Source organism: Bradyrhizobium sp. 195 (genome assembly GCF_023101665.1).
In the GTDB taxonomy this organism is placed as follows: Bacteria; Pseudomonadota; Alphaproteobacteria; order Rhizobiales; family Xanthobacteraceae; genus Bradyrhizobium.
This window is the reverse complement of record NZ_CP082161.1, coordinates 4605965-4629818: the sequence shown is the minus strand read 5'-3', so window position 1 is coordinate 4629818 and position 23854 is coordinate 4605965. Positions and strand designations below refer to the sequence as shown.

The following is a 23854-nucleotide window of genomic DNA, read 5'->3' as shown; positions in this document are numbered from 1 at the left end:
CGGGGCTTATCGAGAGAACCCGCATCGCTATTTGCACCACCATCTTGCCTCCCGCCCTGGTTGATCCCTCATAATCCCGCAAATGGGGCGTTGGAGATCGACCATGCGCGAAGTATCGGCGGAAGCCAGACTGCATTTCTACGCGCGCTCGCTCTCGCGGCAGACCCGGGCGAACGCCCATCATCTGGCGCTCTACAGCGCGTTTGCGGTTATCGCGGCCATCGTGCTCGGCTCGTTGTCGGTGCATCCGTTCTAGCGAAGTTGGACGCACTCGTAGGGTGGGCAAAGCGAAGCGTGCCCACCACCTGTCTCAATCATGCAGAGATCGTGGGCACGGCGCTGTGCGCCTTTGCCCACCCTACGGCACCTGTGATACCTCACCCGCGCTTGAACGGCGCCACCTCGATCCCCGCAGCCTTCAACGCCTGACGCAAGCCGCGCGCGATGTCGACCGCGCCCGGCGTGTCGCCATGGATGCACACCGTGTCCGTGCGCATCTTGATCACCTTGCCGGTCACCGAGACCACCGCGCCGTCCTGCACCATGCGCACCACGCGATCGGCGATCGCCTTGGCATCGTGCAGCACTGCGCCGGGCTTCTTGCGCGAGACGAGATTGCCGTCGTCCTCATAGGCGCGGTCGGCGAACACCTCGTGCACCATCGGCAGGTTGGCCGCTTCGCCGGCCTTCACCAGCTTCGAATTGGCGAGCACGACGAAGATCAGGCTGGGGTCGACCGCCCTGATGCCGGCGGCGATCGCCTTCGCCGTCATGTCGTCCTCGCAGGCGACGTTGGAGAGCGCGCCATGCGCCTTCACATGGGTGACCTTGTGGCCGGCGGCAGTCGCGATCGCCTGAAGCGCGCCGATCTGGTAGGCGACGAGGTTCTCGATCTCGGAGGCCTTCAGGCCCGCGATCGGATGCCGGCCGAAGCCGTGCAGGTCGCGGTAGCCCGGATGGGCGCCGACCGAGACGCCGCGCGCCTTCGCCAGCTCCACCGTCCGGCGCATGATGTCGGGATCGCCGGCATGGAAGCCGCAGGCGACATTGACCGAGCTTGCCAGCTCGATCATCGCGGCGTCGTTGCCCATCTCCCACGCGCCAAAACCTTCGCCGAGGTCGCAATTGAGGTCGACTGTCTTCATGGGTCCTCTCCGCCTCTGGTTTTGTTGTTGCCTTAAGGCTCCTCGGTGACCTGCCAGGTCCCGGCATCGACAGCGCTCACGGCATAGCCCGCGACGTTGGCATCGCTGAGCGCCTCGATGTTGAGTGCGACGGTGTCGGAAGAGTGCAGGCGATCGGGCAGGGTCCGGATCAGTTGCGCGAATTTCTTCGCCTCGTCCTGCGCCTCGGCCACGCTGACGGCCTTGAAGCGGAATGCCGTTCCCGCCGAGGTCTGCGCGAGGCGGCCGACGTCGGCCGTGATCACGGTTGCGATCTTTGGATAGCCGCCGGAGGTGCCGCGATCCATCATCAGGGCGATCGGCGCGCCGTTGCCGGGCACCTGGATGCTGCCGTTGACGGTGCCGTCAGAAACGATGTTGTGGCCGTGCAGATGCTTGATGGCGGGGCCCTCGAGCCGATAGCCCATGCGGTCGGAGGTCGCCGAGATCTTCCACTCGCTTCCTAGGAACAGCGCCTTGTTGGCGTCGTCGAACTCGTCGTCCTGCGGGCCCAGCACCACACGGATCGGGCCGCTCGCTGACTTCGGCAGCTCGATCCGCAGCTCCGGCGCGCCGCTCGCGGCGTCAACGGTGAACTCGTCGCCAGCCTGCAGCGGGCGCGGGTAGGGGCTGCCGAGCCCCGCGCGGGCATTGACCGCGAGACTGCCGAACACCGGCTCGCCCTTGATGGCGCCTTCGATCGCCAGATAGGTGAAGGCGCCGCCGCGGGCAAAGCCCAGCGTCAGCGTCTCGCCGTCCTTCAGCGTCACCGACGTGTCCATGGCGAGGGGGCTCCCGGCGACGTCCGCATTGCGCGGCGCGCCAGAGATCGCGACGCGCACGGCGCCGTCACGCGCGGTGAAAGAGGCGCCGAACGGGCCGATCTCGACGGCGGCCGCGAACGGCTCGTTGCCGACCAGCGTATTCGCCGCGGCCAGCGACAGTCGGTCCATCGCCCCGCTCACCGTCAAGCCGTAGCGCTGCGCGCCGAGGCGGCCGCCATCCTGGACGGAGCTTGCAGGGCCGACGCTGGCGATGACGAGCCGGCTCATGCGTCCACCTGCTCGGCGACGATCTCGCCGGCTTCCGCGGCGCGGTCCAGCTCCTCGAAGGTCTTGTGGTCGATGGCGAAGAACGTCACGCGATCACCGGGCTCGGTGAGGAAGGTCGGGTTGCGGTGGAGCTGATAGGTTCTGACAGGCGTGCGGCCGAGCAGATGCCAGCCGCTCGGCGCGGCGAGGCACTGGATCCCGGCCTGGATGCCGCCGATCGAGATCGTGCCGGCGGGCGTCAGCAGCCGCGGATTTTGCCGCCGCGACATGTGCAGGGATGTGTCGAGGCCGCTGAGATAGGACCAGCCCGGCGTGAAGCCGATCATGGCAACCTTGTAGTCGCCGCCAACATGACGGGCAACAATGTCGTCCGGCGTGGTGTTCAGCGCCTTGGCGACATCCTCGAGATCGATGCCGTGCTCGCCGCCATAGGCGACGGGAATGCGCCAGCGGCGTGCCTTGGTCACCGGCGGCAACGGCCGGGTGGCGATCGGCAGGATCTTTTCGCCGAGCGCGTCGAAACCGATCTTGTCGGGATCGTAATGCACCAGCAGCGAGCGATAGGTCGGCACGGTCTCGGTGATGCCGTCGATGGGGCTTGCCGCGAGTGTCTTGTCGAGCGCCAGCACGCGCTGGTTGGCGGTGTCATCGATCGTGCGGCTGAACTCGACCGTGACGGCGCTGTCGCCACTGGGCAGAAGGCGGGGCGGGGGAAGCGTCGCGGCCATGAGCTGTCGAAGAGCTGTCGAAAACGGGAATGCGGCCCCCGACGTGGGAGTTCCGCTTCGTCCTGCTTCGCGTAAATGCGCCCGCAAGTCCAATAAATTAATGCAAGGGGGCGCGATAAGACCTTGTTATCGCGTCGCATAACGGCTCAGCCGCCCTGCGTTATTGGTGGCCTCTTGGCCCTTGACGCAAGGGCTGCGGCTCGCAAGATGCGCGCGTTCTTTCCCGCCATCCGGAGCTCGTTGTCGTCCATGTCGCTGTCCCCCGAAGCCCGCAAGACCCTCGCCGGCATCACCACCGCCACCATCACCACGGTCCTGCTGAAGAAGGGCCTGCGCAATGTGTGGATGCGGGGCGCGCGCCCGCTGCGTCCGGGCCTGCCGCGCCTGGTGGGACCGGCCTTCACGCTGCGCTTCGTGCCGGCGCGCGAGGATCTGGCGACGCCGGAATCCTGGTCGTCGCCGATCTCGACCCGCACCGCGATCGAGGCGATGCCGGAGGGATGCATCGCCGTGGTCGATGCCATGGGCATCACCGATGCCGGCATCTTCGGCGACATTCTCTGCGCCCGCATGATGAAGCGCGGCGTCACCGCGCTCGTCACCGACGGCGTCGTGCGTGACGTCGAGGGCGTGCTCGGCACCAATCTTCCGGTGTGGTGCGACGGCTATGCCGCGCCGCCCTCCGTGGCCGGCCTGACCTTCGTCGGCTGGGGCGAGCCGATCGGCTGCGGTGGGGTTGCCGTTTTTCCGAACGACATCGTGGTCGCCGACCAGGACGGCTGCGTGCTGATCCCGCAGGCGATGCTCGATCACGTCCTCAACGAGGGCGTCGAGCAGGAGCGCATGGAAGCCTGGATCGTCAACGAGGTGAACAACGGCGCGGTGCTGCCGGGCCTCTATCCCATGAACGCCGAGACCAAGGCGCGCTACGCCGCCAGCAAGAAGTAACGGAAGCGAGGACCCCCCATGGAGATCACTGTTGCAGGCACGCGGCCGACCCGCCGCGCGCCCAAGGAAAACTTCACCGGCACCGTGTGGCAGGACCCCGTCATCATGGCGCCCGCGCCGGCACGGCTGAACTGCTCGCGCGTTGCGTTCGAGCCGGGTGCTCGCACCAACTGGCATCACCATCCGCTCGGGCAGACGCTCTACGTCATCTCCGGCGTCGGGCGCGTGCAGACCAAGGGCGGTCCGGTCAGGGAGATCCGTCCCGGCGACACTGTCTGGATTCCACCGGGCGAGTTGCACTGGCACGGAGCGTCGCCGACCAACGGCATGTGCCACATCGCCATGCAGGAAGCGCTCGACGGCGTCTACTCGACCTGGTTGGAGCCGGTCACTGACGCGGAGTATGGGGCCGCGCTGGGCTAAGGCGCCGTGTCCCGCACAAGACGCATCGCCTGAAGGCGATGCGTCGCCGATCCGGGACCCAGAATCTTCCGGCGACAACCAAGACTGCTGGGTCCCGGCTCTGCGCAGCAGCGTTGCACGCTGCAGCGCGTCCGGGACACCAGACCTCCTACATCCGCTCCGCCGTCCACGTTCCCGTGCACAGCGCGCCGCGCCAGGTGCCGGAGCCCGAGGTGCCGCTCAGTCGTCCGAAGCCGACGGCGCGCTTGATGCCGGTGCTCAGGGTGACGTTGATGCTGCCGGCGTCCGCCACGCGGCCCGACGCCGACACTGCGGTGCTGCTCGAGGCGATCTGCCCGTTGTTGATGCCGATCGCGACGGTCGCGCCGTTGCCGCAGGTCTCGCTCGATGAGGAGATGCGGACATTCCATGTGCCGTCGAAAGTGCTTGTCGCAGCATCGACCTGCGCGAGCGGGAAGGCGATGGCGACGATGGTGGCGAAGAGACCTTTGCGGAAGCCGTTCATGACACGCCTCTGTGGGTGACCATGCGGGGAACATGGCACGGGCGCGGAACCGGCGATGTGAGGGCTGTCACGCGAGCAGCAGGCTGTGTGAGGTGGCGCACCTCGCAACTGAGCGCGGGGCAAAAGCAAAGGGGCCCGGATCGCGGGCCCCTTCTTCAATCAGAACGTCGAGTCAAAACTCAATTCACGCGCGTCCAGGTCTGTCCGCCGCAGAACATGCCGCCGAAGGCGCAGCCCTGCACGCGCAGGCGATCGGTGCCCTTCATTGCGATCGTCGAATCATAGGTCGAGCCGGAGTTGGGATCGAGGATGCGGCCGGACCATTTCTGGTCCTTGTTCGGCTTCATGTTGATCAGAACCTGCTCGCCATTCTGGTTCGATTTGCTGTCGACCGAATAGCCGCACAGATTGCTGCCGCATTGCTCGATGCGGACCTTGCCTTCCTTCTCCTCGGTGAGCCAGACGCCGAGCGGTGAATTGAGATCGCGCGTGGGCGCGGCTGCGGGAGCTGGCGTGGCTGCGGCCGCCTTGGCGGGGGCTGGTGCGATGGGCGCAGGGGCGGGTGGCGGAGGCGGCGCCGGTGGCGCGACAGCCACGGTCGGGGCGGGCGGCGGCGCTGCGGCGGGCGCTGCCTGCTGCTCGACGGGAGCAGGGGCTGGAGGCGGCGCGGGCGGGGGCACAACGGCCGTATCGGCCGGCGCGTTGGTGGCGGTCGTGGTCGCCGGCGGAGCCGGCGGCGGCGCAGGAGGCGGCGCTACGGCCGCAGCCGCGGGCGCCTGCACGGCGGCGGGTGGCGCGGCAGGAGCGGGCGCAGGTGCCGGAGCAGCCGGCGCTTGCGGATCGACGGTGGCTTGCTGCGGCGCCTGCTCGTTCTTCTTGGCCTTCTTGGCCTTGCCCTGGCCGGTGTTGTCGTACACGCCCGGGATCTGCACCGTGCCGCGGTCCGGATCGATCCGGATGGTGCGCCCGCCATATTCGAAAGTGTACTGTGCTTGAGCAGCTGTACTCGCCAAAAGGAATGCGGCCGCAGCCAACAGCTTCCTCATTTCCATCTCCTGAGCAGATAGTCCCCGGACCGACGCTTACGCCCCGGCTCGATCTTCAAAAGTGATCTAGATCACTGTTCTCGGTATGAGTCGTGCTCGTGCTGACCTTGGTTCAATAACGCCGAACTCTGCCTGGAGTTGGGCGGGGGGGCGCCGCTCGGCGCCTGATCAGCGAAATTCAGCGTGCCCCGTCTACTTCCGCGGACAACCCGCATTGGCCGCCTGTTGAGCGCGAGCAAGCGCTGCGTCGTTCGCCTTGTCGGCATGAACATCGACCGAACCAACGAGGCAGGCATTTGCGCCGCTGATCGCGAACACGGAGAGCTCCTGGAGCTCCTTCTCATCGTCGTCGACCCGTCGCCAGGTGCGGATCACCGCGGCCCTTGGTACGCCGGCACGCATGATCCATTGCACCTTTCCGCCAAACGACTTGCCGGCGCCGCGCCATTGCGCGGTCGGCCCGGACACCTTCTCGATTCCGCTCCGAGGCGCAATCGTGACCGATACGATGTTGCCTTCGTCGGCAAAGCGCACCACGTAACCGGCCGGACCCGGGCAGGTCCAAAGAGACCGAGCTCGTCTGTCGACTCGTCCTTGCATGCTGGCCCGGTCGCGGGTGTGAACTTCGACTGTGCGAGCGCACCGTGGACCCCGCTGATCCCGAGCACAATTACGACCGCCAATTCCCTTCGCATGTCAGTCGAACCAGGCGGCGTAGATCTTCTTGTAGCTGCCGTCTTCCATGGAAATGTGCAGCCATTGGTCGACGAAAGCCTTCAGCGCCACGTCGCGCTGGAGCCAGTAGGCCTTCTCGGAGAAGTCGAACGGTTTTTCGGGATGCACCGCGCAGAGCACGCCAGCGTGCTGCTTCTGCTGGTAGCGCGTCTCGGAGGCGTCCGTCATCATCAGATCGGCGTTGCCCTTGGCGATCTCGTCGAAGATCACGGTGTTGTCGGGGAAGACGGTGATCTCGGCGTCCTTGACATTGGCGCGTGCGAAACGCTCGTTGGTGCCGCCGGGATTGACGATCACGCGGGTGCCCTTCTTGTCGATGTCCGGAAGCGTCTGGTACTTGCCGACGTCGGCGCAGCGCGTGATCGGCGTCTTGCCCTCGCGCATGATCGGTGTCGAGAAGAAGCCCTTTTTCTGCCGGTCGAGCGTGACCGAGACGCCGCCCATGGCGATGTCGAACTGGTCGGCCTCGAAATCCTTCATCAGCTTCGGCCAGGCCGTCGGCACGAACTCGACCTTGACCCCGAGCGCCTTGCCGAGCGCTTCCGCCATGTCGACGTCGAAGCCGCTGAACTGCTGCGTCGCCTTGTCCAGGTAGGTGAAGGGCTTGTAGTCGCCAGTCATGCCGACGCGCAGAGTGCCGCGCTTGACGATCTCGTCGAGGCGCGAGGGCGCCTGCTGCGCATGGGCCGAAAGGTTTGCCAGCAACGCCACGGCCACAGCCGCCAGGATTCGAACAGCCCTTCGAACGATCATCTCTTTTCCACCCATGCCCGAGCTGTCATTGTGCAGCTCCTGACGTGTGGATTTAGACCAGATGCCCGTCGCTGGCGAGGCGCAATTGAAGGGAATTCAGAGGTGACCATCTCGATGTACGAGGCCTCGGTCGGCCTCTTCGTGCCCTACTTGCGAAATCTGTCCGCACTGCTCGACAAGGGCGTTGCCTATGCCGAGGCCCGCAAGTTCAACCCGACGGTCCTGCTCGGCATGCGAATGGCGCCGAACATGTACGATCTGGCGCAGCAGGTCGGCGAGGCCTGCCGTCATGCCACCGTCGCGCCGGCCTTGCTGGCCCAGTGCGAGCCGGTGGCGTTGCCGGTGCTGGAGCACGACATGGCCGGGCTCCAGGCGCGCATCGCGACGGCGATCGAGTTCATCGAAAGCCTGCCGCGCGCGGAGATCGATGCGGCGGCGGAACGGAATGTCTTCTTCTGAAGAACGGCACCGAGCTGCCCTTCACCGGGCGGACGCTGTTGCTGACGTTCAGCGTCCCGCAGTTCTTCTTTCACGTCACGACGGCCTACGACCTGTTGCGGCACGCCGGCGTCGAGCTGGTGAAGCGGGACTTTCTCGGTGCGCGCGAGCGCTAGAGCATGATCCGGACCCGAAGGACCGCGTTAGCGCAAAGTGCGAAGCGGTTTTCCGGAGGGATCATGCTCAAACAATAACCTAAAGCGCGATGATCGCGCTTTAGGCTTCGCCTTTGCGCTCGTAATCGGCGAGCGAGCTGCGGCCGGCGATCTCGCTGCGCAGCTCTTCGAAGCGCCGCTGCGCCTCGTCCTCCTGCGTGTCGACGAAATGCACCGCGGCCTCGCTCGTCATGGGGCCGCTGACCACGGGGACGGATTGCTCGCCGATGGTCTCGTGGACGTAGAACTGGTCGTCATCGCCGCGATGGACCGTCCATTTGAGCCGGATCGCGACCATCGGGCCGGGGCCGACCTTACTGTAGCCGTCGGCATCGGCGTGCTCCGGCACCAGCGGCTGCTCTTCGACCACTGGATGCTCTTCGATTGACGGATGCTCGTCGACTGACGGATGTTCGTCGACGACCGAATACTCGTCGACGACCTGCTGTTCGTCGGAGTCGATGTGCTCGCGCTCTCCGGCGACGACGATCTCGGTCTCGGTCTTGCGAATGACGAGAACGGGCTCGGGGTGCTCCAGGATGCTGGCGATGGTCGCCAGCGCGTGGTCGGTCGGGTCGATCTCTGACAAGGGTTCATCCTCCAGCTCGACGCGCCGGCCAGTCTGTCCCACTGCCGCCGCGCTTCCGGCTCCATTACGCGCGCTTGATTAAGGCTGAGTTGGGGCTCGATCTGCACCAAAATGGGACGCATTCTGGCCTTCCGAAGGCGGGCGGGATTGCCCGCCCGACCCCGGGTTCGTTCAGCCCAGCACATCGTGGTTGATGACGTTCTGACGGATGGGATCGCCGTCCAGCACACTCAGGATGTTGCGCGCGGTCTGCTCGCTCATGCGCTGGACCGCCTCGACCGTCACGCCGGCAACGTGCGGGGCGATGATGACGTTGGGCAGGGCGAACAGTGCATTGCTGATCGGCGGCGGCTCCGCCTCGAACACGTCGATGCCGGCGCCGGCGAGCTTGCCGGAGACCAGGGCGTCGTAAAGCGCGGCTTCCTTTACGATGCCGCCGCGTGCCGTGTTGATGAGATAGGAATTCGGCTTCATCCGGCCGATCCGCACCGCGTCAAACAAGCCGATCGTCTCCGGCGTCTTCGGGCAGTGGATGGTGACGAAATCGGCGTGAGGCAGCGCGGCATCGAAGTCAGTGACAGGTTCGCAGCCGGCGGCCTTGATCTCAGAGGCAGGCTTGTAGGGATCGTAGACCTGCACGTTCATTTCCATCGCGAGGCACCGCTTGGCGGTACGGCTGCCGATGCGACCGAAGCCGATGACCAGTACGGTCTTGCCGTAGAGATCGAACGGGAGCATGCCGAGCCGGTCCGCCCATTTGCCGTCCTTGACGCAGGCATGCAGCTCCTGCGCACGTTTGGCGAGCGTCAGCATCATGAACAGCGCCGCTTCCGCGACCGAAGGAGAGTTCGCGCTGCCCGCAACCATCAGCGGCACCTTGCGGCGGGAGAGGGCGGGCACGTCGACGGCGTCATAGCCGACGCCGATGCGGGTCACCACCTGCATGCCGCGGGACGCCTCGAGCTCGGTCTCGCCGAAAGCGGTGGCGCCGAGTGCCACGCCGTGGACCGGCGCATGGCTCTTCAGCAAGGCCTCGAAATCCCCAGCCGAGATCAGGTTCGGAAACTCGACGAGCTCGATATCGTCCCGCTGGGTGAGGAGGGCGCGTGCCCCTTGCGACAAAGTTTGCGTAACGAAAATCTTCTTCTTGTTGGTCGCCATCGTCTCCTGCCTGCGCGAGTTTCTTGGACCGGCGTCACAACACGACGCCGGTCGCCTCGTTTAGCAGGTGCATATTATTGAGGTCCATCGCCAAACGCATGGGTGCCCCGTCCTTGGCGCCGGCATTGGGATTGACGCGGCCACACACCGGCGTGCCGTCGAGACCGAAATAGACCAGCGTCTCCATTCCCATCGGCTCGGTGACGTCGAGCACGGTGTCGAAACTCTCGACGCCGGGCTCCAGATGCGCGTGCGACTCGGTGAGATGCTCGGGCCGGAGGCCGAGCAGCAGCTTGTCGGTGCGCGGCAGCGCATTGTAGCGCGCGGCACGGGCCGGCGGCAGCGCAAAGGCGATGCGGTCGGTGAGTCGGATCTGAAGCGTGCCGCCGACGTCCTCGAGCCGGCACGGCAGGAAGTTCATCGCGGGCGAGCCGATGAAGCCCGCGACGAAGCGCGTCGCCGGCTTGTGGTAGAGCTCGTTCGGCGTGCCGATCTGCTCGATCCGTCCTTTGTTCATCACCACGACGCGGTCGGCCAGCGTCATCGCCTCGACCTGGTCGTGGGTGACGTAGACCGTGGTGGTGCGCACCTTCTGGTGGACCTTCTTGATCTCGATCCGCATCTGCACGCGGAGTTTCGCGTCGAGATTGGACAGCGGCTCGTCGAACAGGAAGACCTTTGGATTGCGCACGATGGCGCGGCCCATCGCGACGCGCTGGCGCTGGCCGCCGGAGAGCTGCTTCGGCTTGCGGTCGATCAGGTCGGTGATGTCGAGGAGGCGGGCGGCTTCCGTCACCCGGGCCTTGATCTCCGCCTTGGGATAGTGCTTCAGCCGCAATCCGAACGACATGTTCTCCGCGACCGTCATGTGCGGGTAGAGCGCGTAGTTCTGGAACACCATCGCGATGTCGCGGTCTTTCGGCGGCACGTCGTTGACGACGTCGCCGCCGATCATGATGTCGCCGTCGCTGATGTCCTCGAGGCCCGCGATCATGCGCAGCGTCGTCGACTTGCCGCAGCCGGAGGGGCCGACCAACACGATGAACTCATGGTCGGCGATGTCGAGATCTATGCCGCGCACGGCTTCGACATCGTCGTAACGCTTAACTACCTTCCGCAAAGCAACGTCAGCCATCAGACATCAACCCTTTGTCGCGCCGGCGGTCAGGCCGGCAATGTAGTAGTCCATCAGGAAGGCGTAGATGACCAGCGGCGGCGCAGCGCCGAGCAGCGCGCCGGTCATGATCTGTCCCCAGTTGAACACGTCGCCCTTGATCAGCGTGGTGGTGATGCCGACCGGCAGCACGAGCTGGTCCACCGACGTCGTGAACACCAGGGGATAGAGGAACTGAGCCCAGGACACCGTGAACGCGAAGATGGTGGCGGCGATCAGCCCGGGCAGTGCGACGGGAATGAAGATCCGCGTCAGCGTCTGGAGCCAGGAGGCGCCGTCGATCAGAGCGGCCTCGTCCAGCTCCTTCGGGATCGAGGCGAAGTAGCCGATCATGATCCAGGTGCAGAACGGTACGGTCAGCGTCGGATAGATGAAGATCAGAACGTACCATCGGTTGAGCAGCGTGATGCCGGTCAGCTCCTGGACCATCCCGAGCACCTTGAACAGGGGGATGAACAGAAGGCTGTCCGGAATCAGGTAGGTGAGGAAGACGCCGGTGGCCAGTGTCGCCGATCCCCAGAACTTCATCCGGGCCAGCGCGAAGGCCGCGGGGATGCTGATCATCATGGTCACGATCACCACGATGATCGAAATGATCGACGAATTCCAGAAGAAGCGCAGAAACTGGTTCGAGCTCAACAGCTCGACATAGTTCGACAGCGTCGGATGAAACACCCACCAGGGATTGGTCGCCGCCGATATCTCCGCGCTGCTCTTGAGCGAGGTGATCAGCATGTAGATCGGCGGTGTCAGGAAGAAGATGGCGAACAGCACCAGGAAGAAATAGGACCAGCGTAGCGCCCAGGTGCGGTCTCGGCTCATGCTGCCGTATTTGACCTTGCGGGACGGTCCGGCCTTGTCGATTGCGAGCGTGCTCATCAGGCTTCGTTTCCGCGTTTGTTGACATCGCGCAGGATGAAGATCGCAGCGACCGCCAGGATCGGCACCATGAACAGAGAGACGCAGGCGCCGAGCGGAATGTCGCTGCTTTGGATGCCGACCTGGAACGCCCAGGTGGCGAACAGATGCGTCGTATCCAGCGGGCCGCCCGATGTCAGGATGCGCACGATGTCGAAATTGGCGAAGGTGACGATCAGCGAGAACAAGGTGGTGATCGCGATGATGTTGCGCATCATCGGCAAGGTGATGTGCCAGATCTTCTGCCACCAATTGGCGCCGTCGATCTCCGCGGCCTCGTACAACTGGTCGGGCACGGATTTCAGCGCGGCCAGATACATGATCATGAAGAACGGCGCCCCGTACCACACGTTGACGAGGATGACGGAGAACCGTGCCCAGAAGGTATCGCCGAGCCAGGGGATCGGCCCGACACCGAAGAAGGACAGCGTGTAGTTGAAGGCGCTGTAGGAGGGGTCGAACAGCCACAGCCAGGCCAGCGTGCTCATCGCCGGCGGGATCACCCAGGGCACCAGCAGCATGCCGCGCCATTTGCGCTGGCCCTTGGCCGGGATGTTGTGGACGAAATGCGCGACGATGAAGCCGATCAACGCCTTGAAGACCACGGCGGTGATGGCGAAGATGCAGGACTGCCGCACCACCATCCAGAACGTCTCGCGCTTGAACAGGAAAGTGAAGTTGCTGAGGCCGACGAACTTCGTCATCGCCTTGTTCAGCGTCGCGAGGTGGACCGAGTAGAGGGCGGGATAGAGCACGAGCAGCAGGATCAGGAGGATCAGCGGGAGCGTCAGGAAGAACGCAACCGTCGATTTTCGCCCGAGCGCGTTGCGCAGGCTCGATCCCTTTCGCGCGCCCGTCGTACGGGCGACGTGACCTCGCTCAACGACGACATCGGCCATGTCAGCTTCCTTAAGTCAGCTTTCTTGCAACTCTCCAACCGCGAAGCCGCCAAAGGCTCGGCTTCGCGGTCACGCGGATTGGAGGATCGGAGACGGCGGCTCACGCAACGTGGCGCGAACCGCCTCTGTCACCCCCCGGCCTAGCTCCGCATGAAGCCTTCGCACTCGCCCTCGGCCCAGGCGAGCGCCTGATCCATCGTCTCGCCGCGCGCAAAACGCAGCGCCATCTTGGTCAGCGTCGCCTGGAAGTAGATCTGCTGAGCGATCTTGGGCGGCGCGGGTGACGCCGCGATCGACAGCGTCTGATGCTTGTGCGGGTCCGGATAGTGATAGAGCGTTCCCTTCGGCGGACCTTCCTCCTCCCAGGTCTTGAACTTGTTCATGTTCGCATAGGCCGGCAGGTCATAGCCGCCGCTCACCGCGACGAATTTCTCGATCGATGATGGCGCGGACAAATGAACCAACAGGCTCTTGGCCGCCTCCTTGTTCTTGCCGAAGCTCCAGACGCCCCAGAAGTAGGGCAGGTACGGTGCAAACCGACCCTTCGGACCGGACGGGAAGCCGTGCGTCCAACACTGCTCGGCAACCTGCGGCGCATCGCGCTTGGCAACGGCCCAGGCGCTCGGCGGATTGAGGATCATCGCGCCCCGGCCGGAGATCAGCCATTTGTTGTTCGAAGCGTCGTCCCAGGACGGCGCGTCTGGCGGCAGAAACGCGATCAGCTTCTTGTAGAACTCCATGGCCTGGCGAACCTGATCGGTCTTCACCGTGATATCGCCCTTGGCGTTGACGAGCTCGGCGCCGAACGATTGGAAGATCGCGCCGGCGGTGTCGACGCTGTCGGTGGTCTCGCCGAGACCGATGCCGAACGGAACGCCGGCCTTGTGGCAAGCCTCGGCTGCCTTCAGGAAGGTCTCCATGGTCCAGTTTTCGACCTTGGGCGCGCCGCCTGCCGGATACATCTCCTGCACGTCGATGCCGGCATGCTTCTTCATGAGATCGATGCGGGAGCAGGGGCCCTTGATCTGGCTGCCGGGTGTCGCGGGCACTGCGAGCCATTTGCCGCCCGACTGCCCGAGATATTTGACGGTGCCGTTCACCTCGCCATTCTGCTTGAGCAGCGGCTCCATGACGTCGTTGAGCGGCTCGAGATTCTCGGCATAGGCCTGCGGCCACCAGCTCGGCATCTGAAGGATGTCGTGACCGGATTTGGCCTGGGCTTCGGCCGCGGCGGTCAGCTCGATCTTCTTGTTGTTGCTGGTGATGTAGTCGATGGAGACTTCGACCTTCTCCTTGGCGGCCCATTCGTTGACGAGATCGGTCGAGGCCTTGTTGGCGCCGGGTACCCAATGGTCCCAGAAGCCGATCGAGAGCTTGCCGGCGGCGTAGGCGCCTCGGACATAGGGCGCCGAGATCAGCGCCGCGGAGGACATTGCAGTGGCAGCCACAAATTGACGTCGCGTCAGTGTCTTGCGTGACATCTCGTTTCCTCGCCTGGGTGTTTGTTGTTGGAGTTTCCTCTGAGAGACTTCTTGTTGAGTTCTTGTTGTCGGATTTTCTTATTGGTGCCGTCGGCTGACGTGAACAATTCACGCAGGCCGCAGCAAATTGGTAGCGCGATCAGATCATGATTGACCGCGTCTGTCGAGAAAGCCGAACGGCTCCTCGTCTAGAACTAATGGTGTGCCCGACACCGACTTGATTGCACGTCGGGACCATGCGCCGCGCGTCAACGCAAATGTTCATTTTGCGACGCACACTTCGTGCGAGCGAGCCCTCGCACGGTCCGTGCGCAATTACGCCGCAGTTTCGAATGAGCCTGCATAACCGCTTCGCGCGAAAGACTTTTCAGGCGTGGACAGCAATCGGCCGCGTCTGGACCTTGGCGCGGCGGAAACGATAGAGTTGCAATTGGCGAGGGCTCTCGCCCGACAGGCCAGTCAGATCGACGATGGAGACGAGAATGATCAACCCGGCGCCGTCAGCGCGGCTTCACATGCGGCGATGGTTTGCGCTAGGGGCCGTGCTCGCGCTGCTGCTCGGCAACGCCGCGGCGGCCAATGCTCAAGGGCTGGTCAAAGGCGTTCAGGAAGGTGCGGCGGCCGGGAACAAGGCGGCAGGTCCGGTCGGTGGCGTGCTCGGCGGCGCAATCGGCGGCGTGGTCGGCGTCTTCACCGGCGTGCTCGGCGTCGGCAACAACAATGGCAATCAGGCCCCGGCCGCCAAGGACGCTGGCAAGGACACCGGCAAGGATGCCAAGCAGCAGGGCGCGGCCAAGGACAAGGATGCCAAGAGCGGCAAAGCGGGCAAGGGCGCCAAGGCGAGCAAGGAGGCGAAGAATGCCCCGCAGGGCAAGGACAATAAAGATGTCACGGTCCTCACCCAGCCCGGCGCGCCCCAGCAGACCGCCGAACAGATCGTCGCCAACAGCGATGCCTATATCGAGCGGATCAAGACCGAGCTGAACCTCACGCCCGATCAGGAGAAGCACTGGTATGGCTTCTCGAGCGCCATGCACTACCTGGGGCATAATGGCGCGGAGCGGCTCAACTTGCGGGTTGCGCGCGCCAAGCGGGATCCGCCCGATGACATCATCGAGCAGATGCGCAACGAGTCGCAGTTCCTGATCGACCGGGCCGCTGACCAGCGCAACGTCGCCGACGCGGCCGAGCCGCTCTTTTCGAGCCTCGATGACAAGCAGAAGCAGGTCTTCATTCAGGAGATGGTGCGCCTGAGCCACGAGCGCGGATTGGATTGATCAAGTTGAATCGGATCGGGCGCGTCTGAATTAACGGCGCCCGCCACGAATTCGTGAATCCTCTCCACAATTGATGTATGGTTACCTTTGCTAAGCTGACTGCGGGGTTGATATGGCGGACGGACTCTCCGTTTTCCTGGTCGAAGACGAGGCGTTGATCCGGATGATGATCGCCGACATGGTGGTTGAACTCGGCCACCACGTCGTTGCAGAAGCGGACAATGTGCGGGACGCCAGCGCGTTCGCCATGACCGCGCAATACGATCTGGCCATCCTCGACATCAATCTCATGGGCGTCTACGTCGATCCCGTCGCCGACCTGATCGAGCGCCGCGGCAAACCGTTCCTGTTCGCCACCGGTTACGGCCCCGAGCTGCTGCCGTCCTTGCTCCGGCGCAGGCCGATCCTGCGCAAGCCGATCGCAATGGATCAGCTCAAGGCGATGATCGATTCGATGTTTCCGGGAGCGCCTGTCAAAGCGCAGCACTAGCGACGGCGAAGGCGCCGCACTGGCGACGGCGAAGACGCCGTGCGGGGATTGCCAACGAAAATGGCCGCCCGTTAGGGGCGGCCATCTGGCGACGGACTTTGTCGCGGTCTCACATCAGGCCGGCGCCGAGGTCGATGCCGTGCGCCATCAGGCCGAACGAGGCGACCAGACCCGTGCAGCAGAACAGCAAGATGGTTTTGAAGGACGAATCGGCGAAACGCGTTTCGACGACGGCCGGCATCGCGGCGATCGAAATCATGCTCATGTTCATTGCCCCCTGTGTTGATCCTGAATTGCATCAGGTGAGGGAACTCTTAGAGCAAAAAGTTTGACGTCGGATTGCGGGAAATCGTTAATGGAATTGCAATGGTTTCCCGCGTTCGTGCCTGCCGCAGCCGGATTGCAAGTCTCAGTTGCGACCGTTCCTCAGCACGGTGGCAATGGTATGGGCCGTCATGGCCGCGCGGTCCGAGGCGCGCTGGGCGGCCAGCCGGTCTCGCGCCCTTTCCTCGATCAGGAGGTCGATCAGGGCCAGCCGCTTGTCTTCGTTGTCCGCCTCGCTCAGCAGACGGCGATAGCGGTGATAGTCGAAACCCAGATCCTGCTTACGCATGTTACGCCCCCGCAACTACGCCACACACGGTCTGATTGTTTCTCATCGGGAACATGCAGGCAAGCGCGTTCATGCGTGGAACCGCACATGCGCTGAATCAACTGTGAATACTGGAACCGGCGAGCAGAGAGCTTTCGTGCCTCAATCGACGTTGTGGTCGGCGAACATCTTCAGGCCGACGAAGCTCGCATCGGGCTTGATCACGAGCCTGGTTGGAATGTTGCGCAAATAGTCCTGGAACCGACCCTTGGCTTCGAAGCGTGCCCGGAACGCGGAGGCCATCAGGAACTCGGGAAAGCGCGGCACGATTCCGCCGGCGATATAGACACCGCCGCGGGCGCCGAACGTCACCGCGAGATTGCTGGCGACGGAGCCAAGGATGGCGCAAAACATGTCCAGCGTCGCGCGGCTGACGGGACAACTGCCCTCCAAGGCGGCCTTGGTGATGCCGGCAGCATCGCGCTGCGGCACCTGAGCGCCGTCAACCTCCGCCAAGGCTTCGTAGAGATTTTGCAGCCCGGAACCCGAGAGCGCGCCACGCTCGATAGAGACGTGGCCGAGGCGCCGGCGCAAGCACGTGATCACACGTTCCTCGCGCTCGTTCTCCGCCGGCAGCGTCGCGTGTCCGGCTTCGGTGACGACGGCCAGTCGCGCGCCATGGCGGTCGACCAGGCAGGAGACGCCAAAGCCGGTTCCGGGTCCGACCACCAGCAACGGCTCTCCGGGCAGGCCATCCTGTCCGCCTAGCGGGATCAGATCGGCAGGCTGCAATGCGGGCAGGGACCAGGCGACCACCTCGAAATCGTTGAGCACGTGGACGCTGTCGAAGCCGAGAGCCGGTTGCAGCTCGTTGCCGTCGATGACCCAGGGACTGTTGGTCATGACGCAGCGGTTGTTGGTGACGGGACCCGCGACGGCCAGCACGGCTCTTTGAGGCGGCTTGCCGCCGGACCTGCGTGCCAGGACGTCCGAGATGGCTTCCCGGACGGTCGGGAAGTCGGCGACCTTCACATAGTCAATCGGTCCGAGTTGATCGAAATCGCCGCCGCCCAATTCGCTCTGGCTCAGCGCGAAGCGCGCATTGGTGCCGCCGATATCGGCGAGAAGAATCTGTCCTGTCTTGCCGATATTCATGACTTCGCGGCTGCCACCGCCTTCCGGCGGCGCCAACCCTGTCCTCCACGCCTTTGACCCGATCCGCCCTGTCGGACAGTGCGAGAATCCGCCCTTGGATGCGCCTAGTCAACACGGACGAGGCCAAAGCGTTGCATCCCGTCCGTCATCCGGTGACCAATTCGCGCAGGCCTCGCACGGTGCCGCCGGTTGCGAAGCAGCGCGGGAAGGTCGACACTGAGGGGACGGGTCTGGCACCGGCGCGCCCGGCGCATCGAACGAGACTGGCGATGAAGATTTCCGACCGCGACGTGCTGCTGGCGATCGACGTGCAGAACGACTTCTGCACCGGCGGAGCGCTTGCCGTTCCCGGCGGCGAGAAGGTCGTGCCTGCGATCAACCGAATCGCCCAAAAATTCGCCAACGTCGTGCTGACCCAGGACTGGCATCCGCGCGACCACGTCTCGTTCGCGCCGAACCATGCGGGCAAGCAGCCGTTCCAGACCATCGAGCTCGATTACGGCACCCAGGTGCTCTGGCCGGCGCATTGCGTGCAGGGCACCTCGGGCGCCGAATTCCATCGCGATCTCGACGTCGTCAGACCGAGCCTCGTGGTGCGCAAGGGGTTTCGCCGCGGCATCGATTCCTATTCGGCACTGTTCGAGAACGACCATCGGACGGCGACGGGCCTGCTCGGGTATTTGCGCGAACGTGAGCTGAAGACTGTCTTTGTCGCCGGTCTCGCGCTCGACTTCTGCGTCCGCTTCTCGGCGGAGGATGCGCGCAAGGCGGGGTTGGAAGTGGCCGTCATCGAGGACGCCTGCCGCGGTATCGATCTCGACGGCTCGGTAGCCGCGGCCCATCAGAGTTTTCGGGACTTCGGCATCTCCGTCGTCGGCCTCGAGGCGTTTCTGTAAGGACTTGAGAAAGTCATGGTGGAAAAGATCGGCAAACAGCCGGGCGGACCGGATCATGCCCCTGACGAGCCGCTGCTCTGGCCGTTTACGGCGGCCCGGCTCGCCATGGACGCTTGCTTCTGGTGGGTCGAGCGCGGCCGGGCAGAGCAGGGTGAGCGCAAGCTGCCGTGGACGACGCCCAACAGCGTTGCGTTGGAACTCGCGACGATGCGCCTGCGCGATTGCACGCGGACGCGGTCCGGCCAGCCGGTGCTGGTCTGCGCGCCCTATGCGCTGCACCGGGCCCTGATCGCCGATTTCGCGCCCGGCCACAGCGTGGTGGGCTCCCTGCAAGACGGCGGCATTGACCGGATCTATCTCACCGATTGGCGGTCAGCTACGCCTGACATGCGCTATCTCTCGATCGACAGCTATCTTGGCGATCTCAACGTCGCCATCGACGAGATCGGCGCGCCGGTCGATCTGGTCGGCCTGTGCCAGGGCGGCTGGCTGTCGCTGCTCTATGCGGCGCGCTTCCCGGCCAAGGTGCGGCGGCTGGTGCTGGTCGGTGCTCCCGTGGACCTGTCGATCGATTCCTCGTTGTGCCGGCTCACCCGTAACGCACCCGAGATGGTCTACGACCAACTCGTCGCACGCGGCGGCGGCAACGTCAGCGGCGGGGAGATGCTCCGCTTGTGGTCCAAGGCGCCAACCCGCGACGATATCGTAGCGGCATTGCAGAGAGACCTGTCGGACGAGGAGGGTGCGGCCCTGATCGCGCGCTTCGACCGCTGGAATGCGGAGACGCTCGATCTGCCAGGCAAATATTATTTGGAGGTCGTCAACCGGGTTTTCCGGGAGAACCAGATCGCCGGCGGCAGTTTTGTTGCTCTTGGCCGTACGGTCGATCTGAACGACGTCAAGGCGCCGGTCTTCCTGCTCGCCGGGCTCGACGACGACGTCGTGCCCGCGGCGCAGGCGCTCGCCACCGCTGGCCTCCTCGGCACGCCGCCGGTCTTCATTGCGGCGGCTTCCGAGCCGAGCAACCACCTCGGCCTGTTCATGGGCGCGCGCACCCACGCGCATGCCTGGCCTCGGATCGCCGAATGGCTGCGCGACGACCTGTCCGGCGTGCTGGCCCGCAGCGCCTGAACTCGCCAGGCGCCGGGCCGGCCTTCCTGCAAATCCGTTATGCATGACGGCGGATGGCCTGCACGGGCCCCGGCCAATGGGCTACATAAGGTCCGGAGCTGCCGGCTTCGGCAGCGAAGAGATCAAGGGTACTGCGCTCGATGACTTTCCACTCGATCTACGCCCACGGATTTGCGCGCGTGGCGGCTTGTGTCACCACGTCCCATGTCGCCGATGCCTCGGCCAACGCGAAGGCCGTGCTGGCGGCAGCCAATGCCTGCCACGAGCAGTCGGTAGCGGTCGCCGTGTTTCCCGAGCTGTGCCTGTCCGGCTATGCGATCGAAGATCTGGTCAAGCAGGATCCGCTGCTCGATGCGGTCGAGCGCGGCCTTCTGGGCATCGTCGAGGCCTCCGCAGGACTGATGACGGTCGTCATCGTCGGCGCGCCGCTGCGCTTTGGTCATCGCATCTACAACTGCGCCGTGGTCATTCATCGCGGCAACATTCTCGGCGTGGTGCCGAAGACTTACCTGCCGACCTACCGCGAATTCTACGAGGGCCGGCATTTCGCCTCCGGCGCCGGCATGGTCGGAGAGACGATCTCCTTTGGCGGGCTGCATGCCCCGTTCGGCGTCGACCTCCTGTTTTCGGCCGAGGACGTGCCGGGCCTGACTATCGGCGTCGAGATCTGCGAGGACATGTGGATCCCGGTGACGCCGGCGTCCGAGCTCGCACTTGCCGGCGCGAGCGTGCTGATCAATCTCTCGGGCAGCCCAATCACGATCGGCCGTGCGCGTTCGCGCGCGCTGCTGTGTCAATCGACGTCGGCGCGTTGCCTCGCGGCTTATGTCTACTCGGCCGCCGGGGCAGGGGAATCGACCACCGATCTCGCCTGGGACGGCCAGACCTCGATCTACGAGAACGGCGTGCTGCTGGCCGAGGGCGAGCGGTTCCGCCAGGGCGGCCAGATCACCACTGCCGACATCGATCTCGACCTGCTGAGGCAAGAGCGCGCGCTGATGGGCACGTTCGACGACAATCGCCGCCAGCGCGAGGCGTTTTTCCGCAAGGTGACATTCGCGCTGAAGCCCCCGGCTGCCGACATCGGTTTCCTGCGCAAGGTCGAGCGCTTTCCGTTCGTGCCGAGCGACGAGAGCCTGCTCGAGCAGGATTGCTACGAGGCCTACAACATCCAGGTCGCTGGCCTCGTGCAGCGCATGCGCGCCACCGGCACCAAGCGCGTCGTGATCGGCGTCTCGGGCGGGCTCGATTCCACCCACGCCTTGATCGTGGCCGCCAAGGCGGTCGACCTGCTCGGGCTGCCGCGCGAGAACATCCTGGCCTATACGATGCCGGGCTTTGCCACCGGCAGCGAGAGCAAGTCCCATGCGCTGGCACTGATGCAGGCGTTGCACACGAGCTGGCAGGAGCTCGACATCCGCACCACGGCGACGCAGATGCTGAAGGACATCGGCCATCCCTTCGGCCAGGGCGAGAAGGTCTACGACGTCACCTTCGAGAACGTGCAGGCGGGCCTGCGCACGGATTATCTGTTCAGGCTCGCCAATCATCACGGCGGCATCGTGATCGGGACCGGCGATCTCTCTGAACTCGCGCTCGGCTGGTGCACCTATGGCGTCGGCGACCAGATGGCGCATTACAACGTCAACTCTGGGGTACCGAAAACGCTGATCCAACATCTGATCCGCTGGGTGATCTCGTCGAAGCAGTTCAGCGACGAGGTCAACCGGACGCTCGGCTCGATCCTGGTGGCCGAAATCTCGCCCGAGCTCGTGCCGGTCGAGGCCGGCGAGAAGCCGCAGAGCACCGAAGCGGCCGTCGGTCCGTACGAGCTGCAGGATTTCAACCTGTTCTACACGCTGCGCTTCGGCATGCGTCCGTCCAAAATCGCCTTCATGGCGCAGCATGCCTGGAAGGACGTCGCCAAGGGCGAATGGCCGCCGGCATTCCCGAACGACCGGCGCAAGGCCTATGCCCTTCCCGAGATCCGCCGCTGGCTCGAAGTGTTCCTGCGCCGCTTCTTTGCCTTCAGCCAGTTCAAGCGCTCGGCGATGCCGAACGGCCCGAAGGTCTCGGCCGGCGGGTCGCTGTCACCGCGTGGCGACTGGCGCGCGCCGTCGGATGCGAGCGCGACCGCGTGGCTCGAAGATCTCGAACGGAACGTGCCCAGCTGATCGGGGCGCGGATCGACATGGGGAGATGATCGGATGTCGGCCGGGGACAGGGCGGAAGCGGGTGGAGAGGCCGGGGTCGTCAACGGCCTCTACATCTTCGACATCGAGATGCGTGACGGCAAGCGCGGGCAGGCCAGAGGCGTGGTCGTGCTCAGTGATGGTCGCATCATGGGCGGCGACAGCTTCTTCTACTACACCGGCAGCTACACGTTCCGGAACGGCAAGTGGCGGGGCGACATGATCGTCAATCAGCACACCGAGGCCGTCGGCAGGATGCTTGCGTTCGGCGGCCGGGAGGTCACTTGCGGTTTCTCGGGTGACTATTCCGCCGGTGGCGCCGAGGTCGAAGGCATGGCGCTGGTCGGCAAGACCACCGTGACATTCACGGCACGCCTCACACTCAAGGACGCAATGTGAACGCGGCGTGATCGGCCCTCGTTCCTGCTCAGGAACCTTCGCACCCACAGAACGTTCGCGTCTGTTGTTGCGAATTGTCGAGGAGAGGGACCATGCGCAAGCACTTGATGTTATCGACTGCAGCTATCGGACTGATGCTCGCCTCCGGCTTCGCCTACGCCCAGGCACCCGGTGAGCGCAGAGACGAGCCGAGACGGACCGAGGAGCCGGCGAAAGGCGCCGCGCCGCAGCGCGGCGGCGCCCAAGAACGTGTTCAAGAGCGCGCGCAGGGGGCCCAGGAGCGACTGCAGGGTGCCGGCCGAGAAGAGAAGGGCGGCGCGGCCAAGCAGGAGGCGAATGACGGCAAGCGCCAGCCTGCCAATGCTGCCGAGCGCAACCAGCCGAAGGCTAGGGATCAGGCACAAGAATCGCGCGAGCCTGCGCGCGATCGCAACCGTGAAGCCGAGAGCGCGAAACCGGGACGCGACAGCAAGAGCAGCGCTGAGACGAAGCAGGACAAGTCAGCGCCGCAGAAATCAACGGCCGAGTCCGAGAAGTCCAAGACCGGCCCGGCTGGCCAGCAGAACGAGCGCACTGGGGCAACTGCCAACCAGAACGAGCGCAACCAGGCCCAGCCGCCACGCAATGCGGCCGAGCAACAGCCGGCGCAGCAGAACAACAGGCCGGCCACCGCGACGGATACGGGCCGGACGGCTCCGACCAACAATGCGCAGACCGCGCCTGGCACTTCGGGCACGCAGACCAATCAGGCCAATCAGACCACGCAGACCAACACGCAGGTCAATCAGCAGACCCAGGTGACATCCGAGAAGCAGGTGCGGATCTCTGAAACGGTCAGCCGCGCACGCCTGGCGCAGCCGGAGCGCAATCTGAACATCTCGATCCGGGTCGGCGAGACGATTCCCTCGCGGGTGCGTCTCCATCGTCTTCCGCCCGAGATCGTCTCGATTGAGCCGGAATATCGGGACTACGAGTACTTCGCGACGGATGACGAGGTCGTCATTGTGGAGCCGCGCTCGCATCGCATCGTCAGCCAGGTGCCCCGCGATCCGTCGCGGGCCCGCGCACAAATGGGCGGCGGCGCGTCGTCGACGAGCATGGCGGCAGCCGGTGGGAGCAATGTGAACTGCCAGATCATGCGGCGTGACGCCTCGGGCAATGTGGCCCAGGCAGAGCCCTCGACTGTGGGATCGACCGCGCGCACCGATTCCGTGAGCGTGATTGTCCAGATGCCCGGCGGCGGCTCGTCCGCGCCGATCGTCCTCGGCGCTCCCGCGGGCAATATCGTGGTCGCAACGCAAGGGCAGGGCGACTGCACGGTCACACTCGAGCCGCAGACACGCTAACCGAAGAACACGCTGAAACGACAACGCGCCGCCCGGATATGCCCCACCGGACGGCGCGTTGCTGCGTTCAGTCTAAAAAGTTTCGAGGTCCGGAGTGCCTAGGAGTCCGGACCTCGTCACCTTGCCCCAGCCTACAATCCCCCGCCCC

Annotated in this window: 26 protein-coding genes and 1 pseudogene; 11 read left to right on the top strand and 16 right to left on the bottom strand. The window is 64.8% G+C overall.

All coding sequences use genetic code 11. The annotated features are described in order from the left end of the window. The first annotated feature begins 103 nt into the window (after positions 1 to 103). A complete protein-coding gene (locus IVB26_RS21450; RefSeq protein ID WP_247967304.1) occupies positions 104 to 256 on the top strand; it encodes a hypothetical protein in 153 nt (50 codons plus the stop codon). A gap of 121 nt (positions 257 to 377) precedes the next feature. On the opposite strand, the gene IVB26_RS21445 is transcribed toward IVB26_RS21450, so the two are convergent. Genes IVB26_RS21445 through pxpB form a run of 3 tightly spaced genes read right to left on the bottom strand, consistent with a single transcriptional unit; the run spans position 378 to position 2943 of the window. After that, complete coding sequence (locus tag IVB26_RS21445; protein ID WP_247967303.1) at positions 378 to 1145, bottom strand: LamB/YcsF family protein; 768 nt, start codon at positions 1143 to 1145, stop codon at positions 378 to 380. Between the two features lie 32 nt (positions 1146 to 1177). Next, positions 1178 to 2215: a 5-oxoprolinase subunit C family protein gene (locus tag IVB26_RS21440; protein ID WP_247967302.1), complete on the bottom strand. Its 1038-nt coding sequence runs from the start codon at positions 2213 to 2215 to the stop codon at positions 1178 to 1180. Beyond that, positions 2212 to 2943 carry a 5-oxoprolinase subunit PxpB gene (gene pxpB, locus IVB26_RS21435; RefSeq protein ID WP_247967301.1) on the bottom strand — a complete coding sequence of 244 codons (732 nt, stop codon included), beginning with the start codon at positions 2941 to 2943 and terminating at the stop codon, positions 2212 to 2214. The genes IVB26_RS21440 and pxpB overlap by 4 nt, the downstream gene beginning before the upstream one ends. 249 nt (positions 2944 to 3192) lie before the next feature. On the opposite strand from pxpB, the gene IVB26_RS21430 reads away from it, so the two are divergent. After that, positions 3193 to 3891, top strand: a complete 699-nt coding sequence (locus tag IVB26_RS21430) for a ribonuclease activity regulator RraA (protein ID WP_011087336.1) — start codon at positions 3193 to 3195, stop codon at positions 3889 to 3891. Positions 3892 to 3909: 18 nt separating this feature from the next. Continuing rightward, entirely contained in the window at positions 3910 to 4314 is a 405-nt protein-coding gene (locus tag IVB26_RS21425) for a (R)-mandelonitrile lyase (RefSeq protein WP_028144578.1), read from the top strand. Positions 4315 to 4462: 148 nt separating this feature from the next. Here the strand turns inward: IVB26_RS21425 and IVB26_RS21420 are convergent, their stop codons facing one another. The 4 genes from IVB26_RS21420 to IVB26_RS21405 form a co-directional block, all read right to left on the bottom strand. After that, the gene (locus IVB26_RS21420; RefSeq protein WP_247967300.1) at positions 4463 to 4819 is read right to left on the bottom strand and encodes a hypothetical protein; all 357 of its coding nucleotides are present in this window, start codon (positions 4817 to 4819) and stop codon (positions 4463 to 4465) included. Positions 4820 to 4998: 179 nt separating this feature from the next. Then, positions 4999 to 5865 (bottom strand): DUF2147 domain-containing protein, encoded by an 867-nt coding sequence (locus tag IVB26_RS21415; RefSeq protein WP_247967299.1) that lies wholly within the window; start codon positions 5863 to 5865, stop codon positions 4999 to 5001. A 192-nt stretch (positions 5866 to 6057) separates the two neighbouring features. Further along, the gene (locus IVB26_RS21410; protein ID WP_247967298.1) at positions 6058 to 6402 is read right to left on the bottom strand and encodes a hypothetical protein; all 345 of its coding nucleotides are present in this window, start codon (positions 6400 to 6402) and stop codon (positions 6058 to 6060) included. Positions 6403 to 6561: 159 nt separating this feature from the next. Next, positions 6562 to 7353, bottom strand: coding sequence for a transporter substrate-binding domain-containing protein (locus tag IVB26_RS21405; protein ID WP_247967297.1), 792 nt, complete (start codon positions 7351 to 7353; stop codon positions 6562 to 6564). A gap of 114 nt (positions 7354 to 7467) precedes the next feature. On the opposite strand from IVB26_RS21405, the pseudogene IVB26_RS21400 reads away from it, so the two are divergent. After that, positions 7468 to 7967, top strand: a pseudogene (locus IVB26_RS21400) (DUF1993 domain-containing protein). Positions 7968 to 8067: 100 nt separating this feature from the next. On the opposite strand, the gene IVB26_RS21395 reads toward IVB26_RS21400, so the two are convergent. The 6 genes from IVB26_RS21395 to IVB26_RS21370 form a co-directional block, all read right to left on the bottom strand. Next, a complete protein-coding gene (locus IVB26_RS21395; protein WP_247967296.1) occupies positions 8068 to 8595 on the bottom strand; it encodes a hypothetical protein in 528 nt (175 codons plus the stop codon). A gap of 171 nt (positions 8596 to 8766) precedes the next feature. Next, on the bottom strand, positions 8767 to 9756 hold the full coding sequence (locus tag IVB26_RS21390) for a hydroxyacid dehydrogenase (protein ID WP_247967295.1): 990 nt from the start codon (positions 9754 to 9756) through the stop codon (positions 8767 to 8769). Positions 9757 to 9790: 34 nt separating this feature from the next. Beyond that, entirely contained in the window at positions 9791 to 10891 is a 1101-nt protein-coding gene (locus IVB26_RS21385; protein ID WP_247967294.1) for an ABC transporter ATP-binding protein, read from the bottom strand. Between the two features lie 6 nt (positions 10892 to 10897). Next, the gene (locus tag IVB26_RS21380; protein ID WP_247967293.1) at positions 10898 to 11809 is read right to left on the bottom strand and encodes a carbohydrate ABC transporter permease; all 912 of its coding nucleotides are present in this window, start codon (positions 11807 to 11809) and stop codon (positions 10898 to 10900) included. Then, positions 11809 to 12747: a carbohydrate ABC transporter permease gene (locus IVB26_RS21375; protein ID WP_247967292.1), complete on the bottom strand. Its 939-nt coding sequence runs from the start codon at positions 12745 to 12747 to the stop codon at positions 11809 to 11811. The genes IVB26_RS21380 and IVB26_RS21375 overlap by 1 nt, the downstream gene beginning before the upstream one ends. 140 nt (positions 12748 to 12887) lie before the next feature. Next, a complete protein-coding gene (locus IVB26_RS21370) occupies positions 12888 to 14228 on the bottom strand; it encodes an ABC transporter substrate-binding protein (RefSeq protein ID WP_247967291.1) in 1341 nt (446 codons plus the stop codon). 482 nt (positions 14229 to 14710) lie between these two features. Between IVB26_RS21370 and IVB26_RS21365 the strand changes: the two genes are divergently transcribed. Together IVB26_RS21365 and IVB26_RS21360 are read left to right on the top strand one after the other, a co-directional pair. Continuing rightward, positions 14711 to 15505 carry a Spy/CpxP family protein refolding chaperone gene (locus IVB26_RS21365; RefSeq protein WP_247967290.1) on the top strand — a complete coding sequence of 265 codons (795 nt, stop codon included), beginning with the start codon at positions 14711 to 14713 and terminating at the stop codon, positions 15503 to 15505. Positions 15506 to 15617: 112 nt separating this feature from the next. Beyond that, positions 15618 to 15995, top strand: a complete 378-nt coding sequence (locus IVB26_RS21360) for a response regulator (RefSeq protein ID WP_246921571.1) — start codon at positions 15618 to 15620, stop codon at positions 15993 to 15995. A 109-nt stretch (positions 15996 to 16104) separates the two neighbouring features. Here IVB26_RS21360 and IVB26_RS21355 read toward each other — a convergent pair whose 3' ends face one another. The 3 genes from IVB26_RS21355 to glk all read right to left on the bottom strand — a co-directional run bounded on the left by IVB26_RS21355 (position 16105) and on the right by glk (position 17742). Continuing rightward, positions 16105 to 16260 carry a hypothetical protein gene (locus IVB26_RS21355; RefSeq protein WP_211417009.1) on the bottom strand — a complete coding sequence of 52 codons (156 nt, stop codon included), beginning with the start codon at positions 16258 to 16260 and terminating at the stop codon, positions 16105 to 16107. Positions 16261 to 16404: 144 nt separating this feature from the next. Beyond that, the gene (locus tag IVB26_RS21350; protein WP_247967289.1) at positions 16405 to 16608 is read right to left on the bottom strand and encodes a hypothetical protein; all 204 of its coding nucleotides are present in this window, start codon (positions 16606 to 16608) and stop codon (positions 16405 to 16407) included. Between the two features lie 141 nt (positions 16609 to 16749). Then, positions 16750 to 17742 carry a glucokinase gene (glk, locus tag IVB26_RS21345; RefSeq protein ID WP_247973235.1) on the bottom strand — a complete coding sequence of 331 codons (993 nt, stop codon included), beginning with the start codon at positions 17740 to 17742 and terminating at the stop codon, positions 16750 to 16752. A gap of 269 nt (positions 17743 to 18011) precedes the next feature. On the opposite strand from glk, the gene pncA reads away from it, so the two are divergent. From pncA to IVB26_RS21320, 5 genes are all read left to right on the top strand, one after another. Then, complete coding sequence (pncA, locus tag IVB26_RS21340; protein WP_247967288.1) at positions 18012 to 18638, top strand: bifunctional nicotinamidase/pyrazinamidase; 627 nt, start codon at positions 18012 to 18014, stop codon at positions 18636 to 18638. Positions 18639 to 18653: 15 nt separating this feature from the next. Beyond that, positions 18654 to 19769: an alpha/beta fold hydrolase gene (locus IVB26_RS21335; RefSeq protein WP_247967287.1), complete on the top strand. Its 1116-nt coding sequence runs from the start codon at positions 18654 to 18656 to the stop codon at positions 19767 to 19769. Positions 19770 to 19909: 140 nt separating this feature from the next. Continuing rightward, positions 19910 to 21943 carry an NAD(+) synthase gene (locus IVB26_RS21330; RefSeq protein ID WP_247967286.1) on the top strand — a complete coding sequence of 678 codons (2034 nt, stop codon included), beginning with the start codon at positions 19910 to 19912 and terminating at the stop codon, positions 21941 to 21943. 33 nt (positions 21944 to 21976) lie between these two features. After that, positions 21977 to 22360 carry a GrlR family regulatory protein gene (locus IVB26_RS21325; protein ID WP_247967285.1) on the top strand — a complete coding sequence of 128 codons (384 nt, stop codon included), beginning with the start codon at positions 21977 to 21979 and terminating at the stop codon, positions 22358 to 22360. Between the two features lie 92 nt (positions 22361 to 22452). Then, positions 22453 to 23706: a DUF1236 domain-containing protein gene (locus tag IVB26_RS21320; protein WP_247967284.1), complete on the top strand. Its 1254-nt coding sequence runs from the start codon at positions 22453 to 22455 to the stop codon at positions 23704 to 23706. The last annotated feature ends 148 nt before the right edge of the window (positions 23707 to 23854 follow it).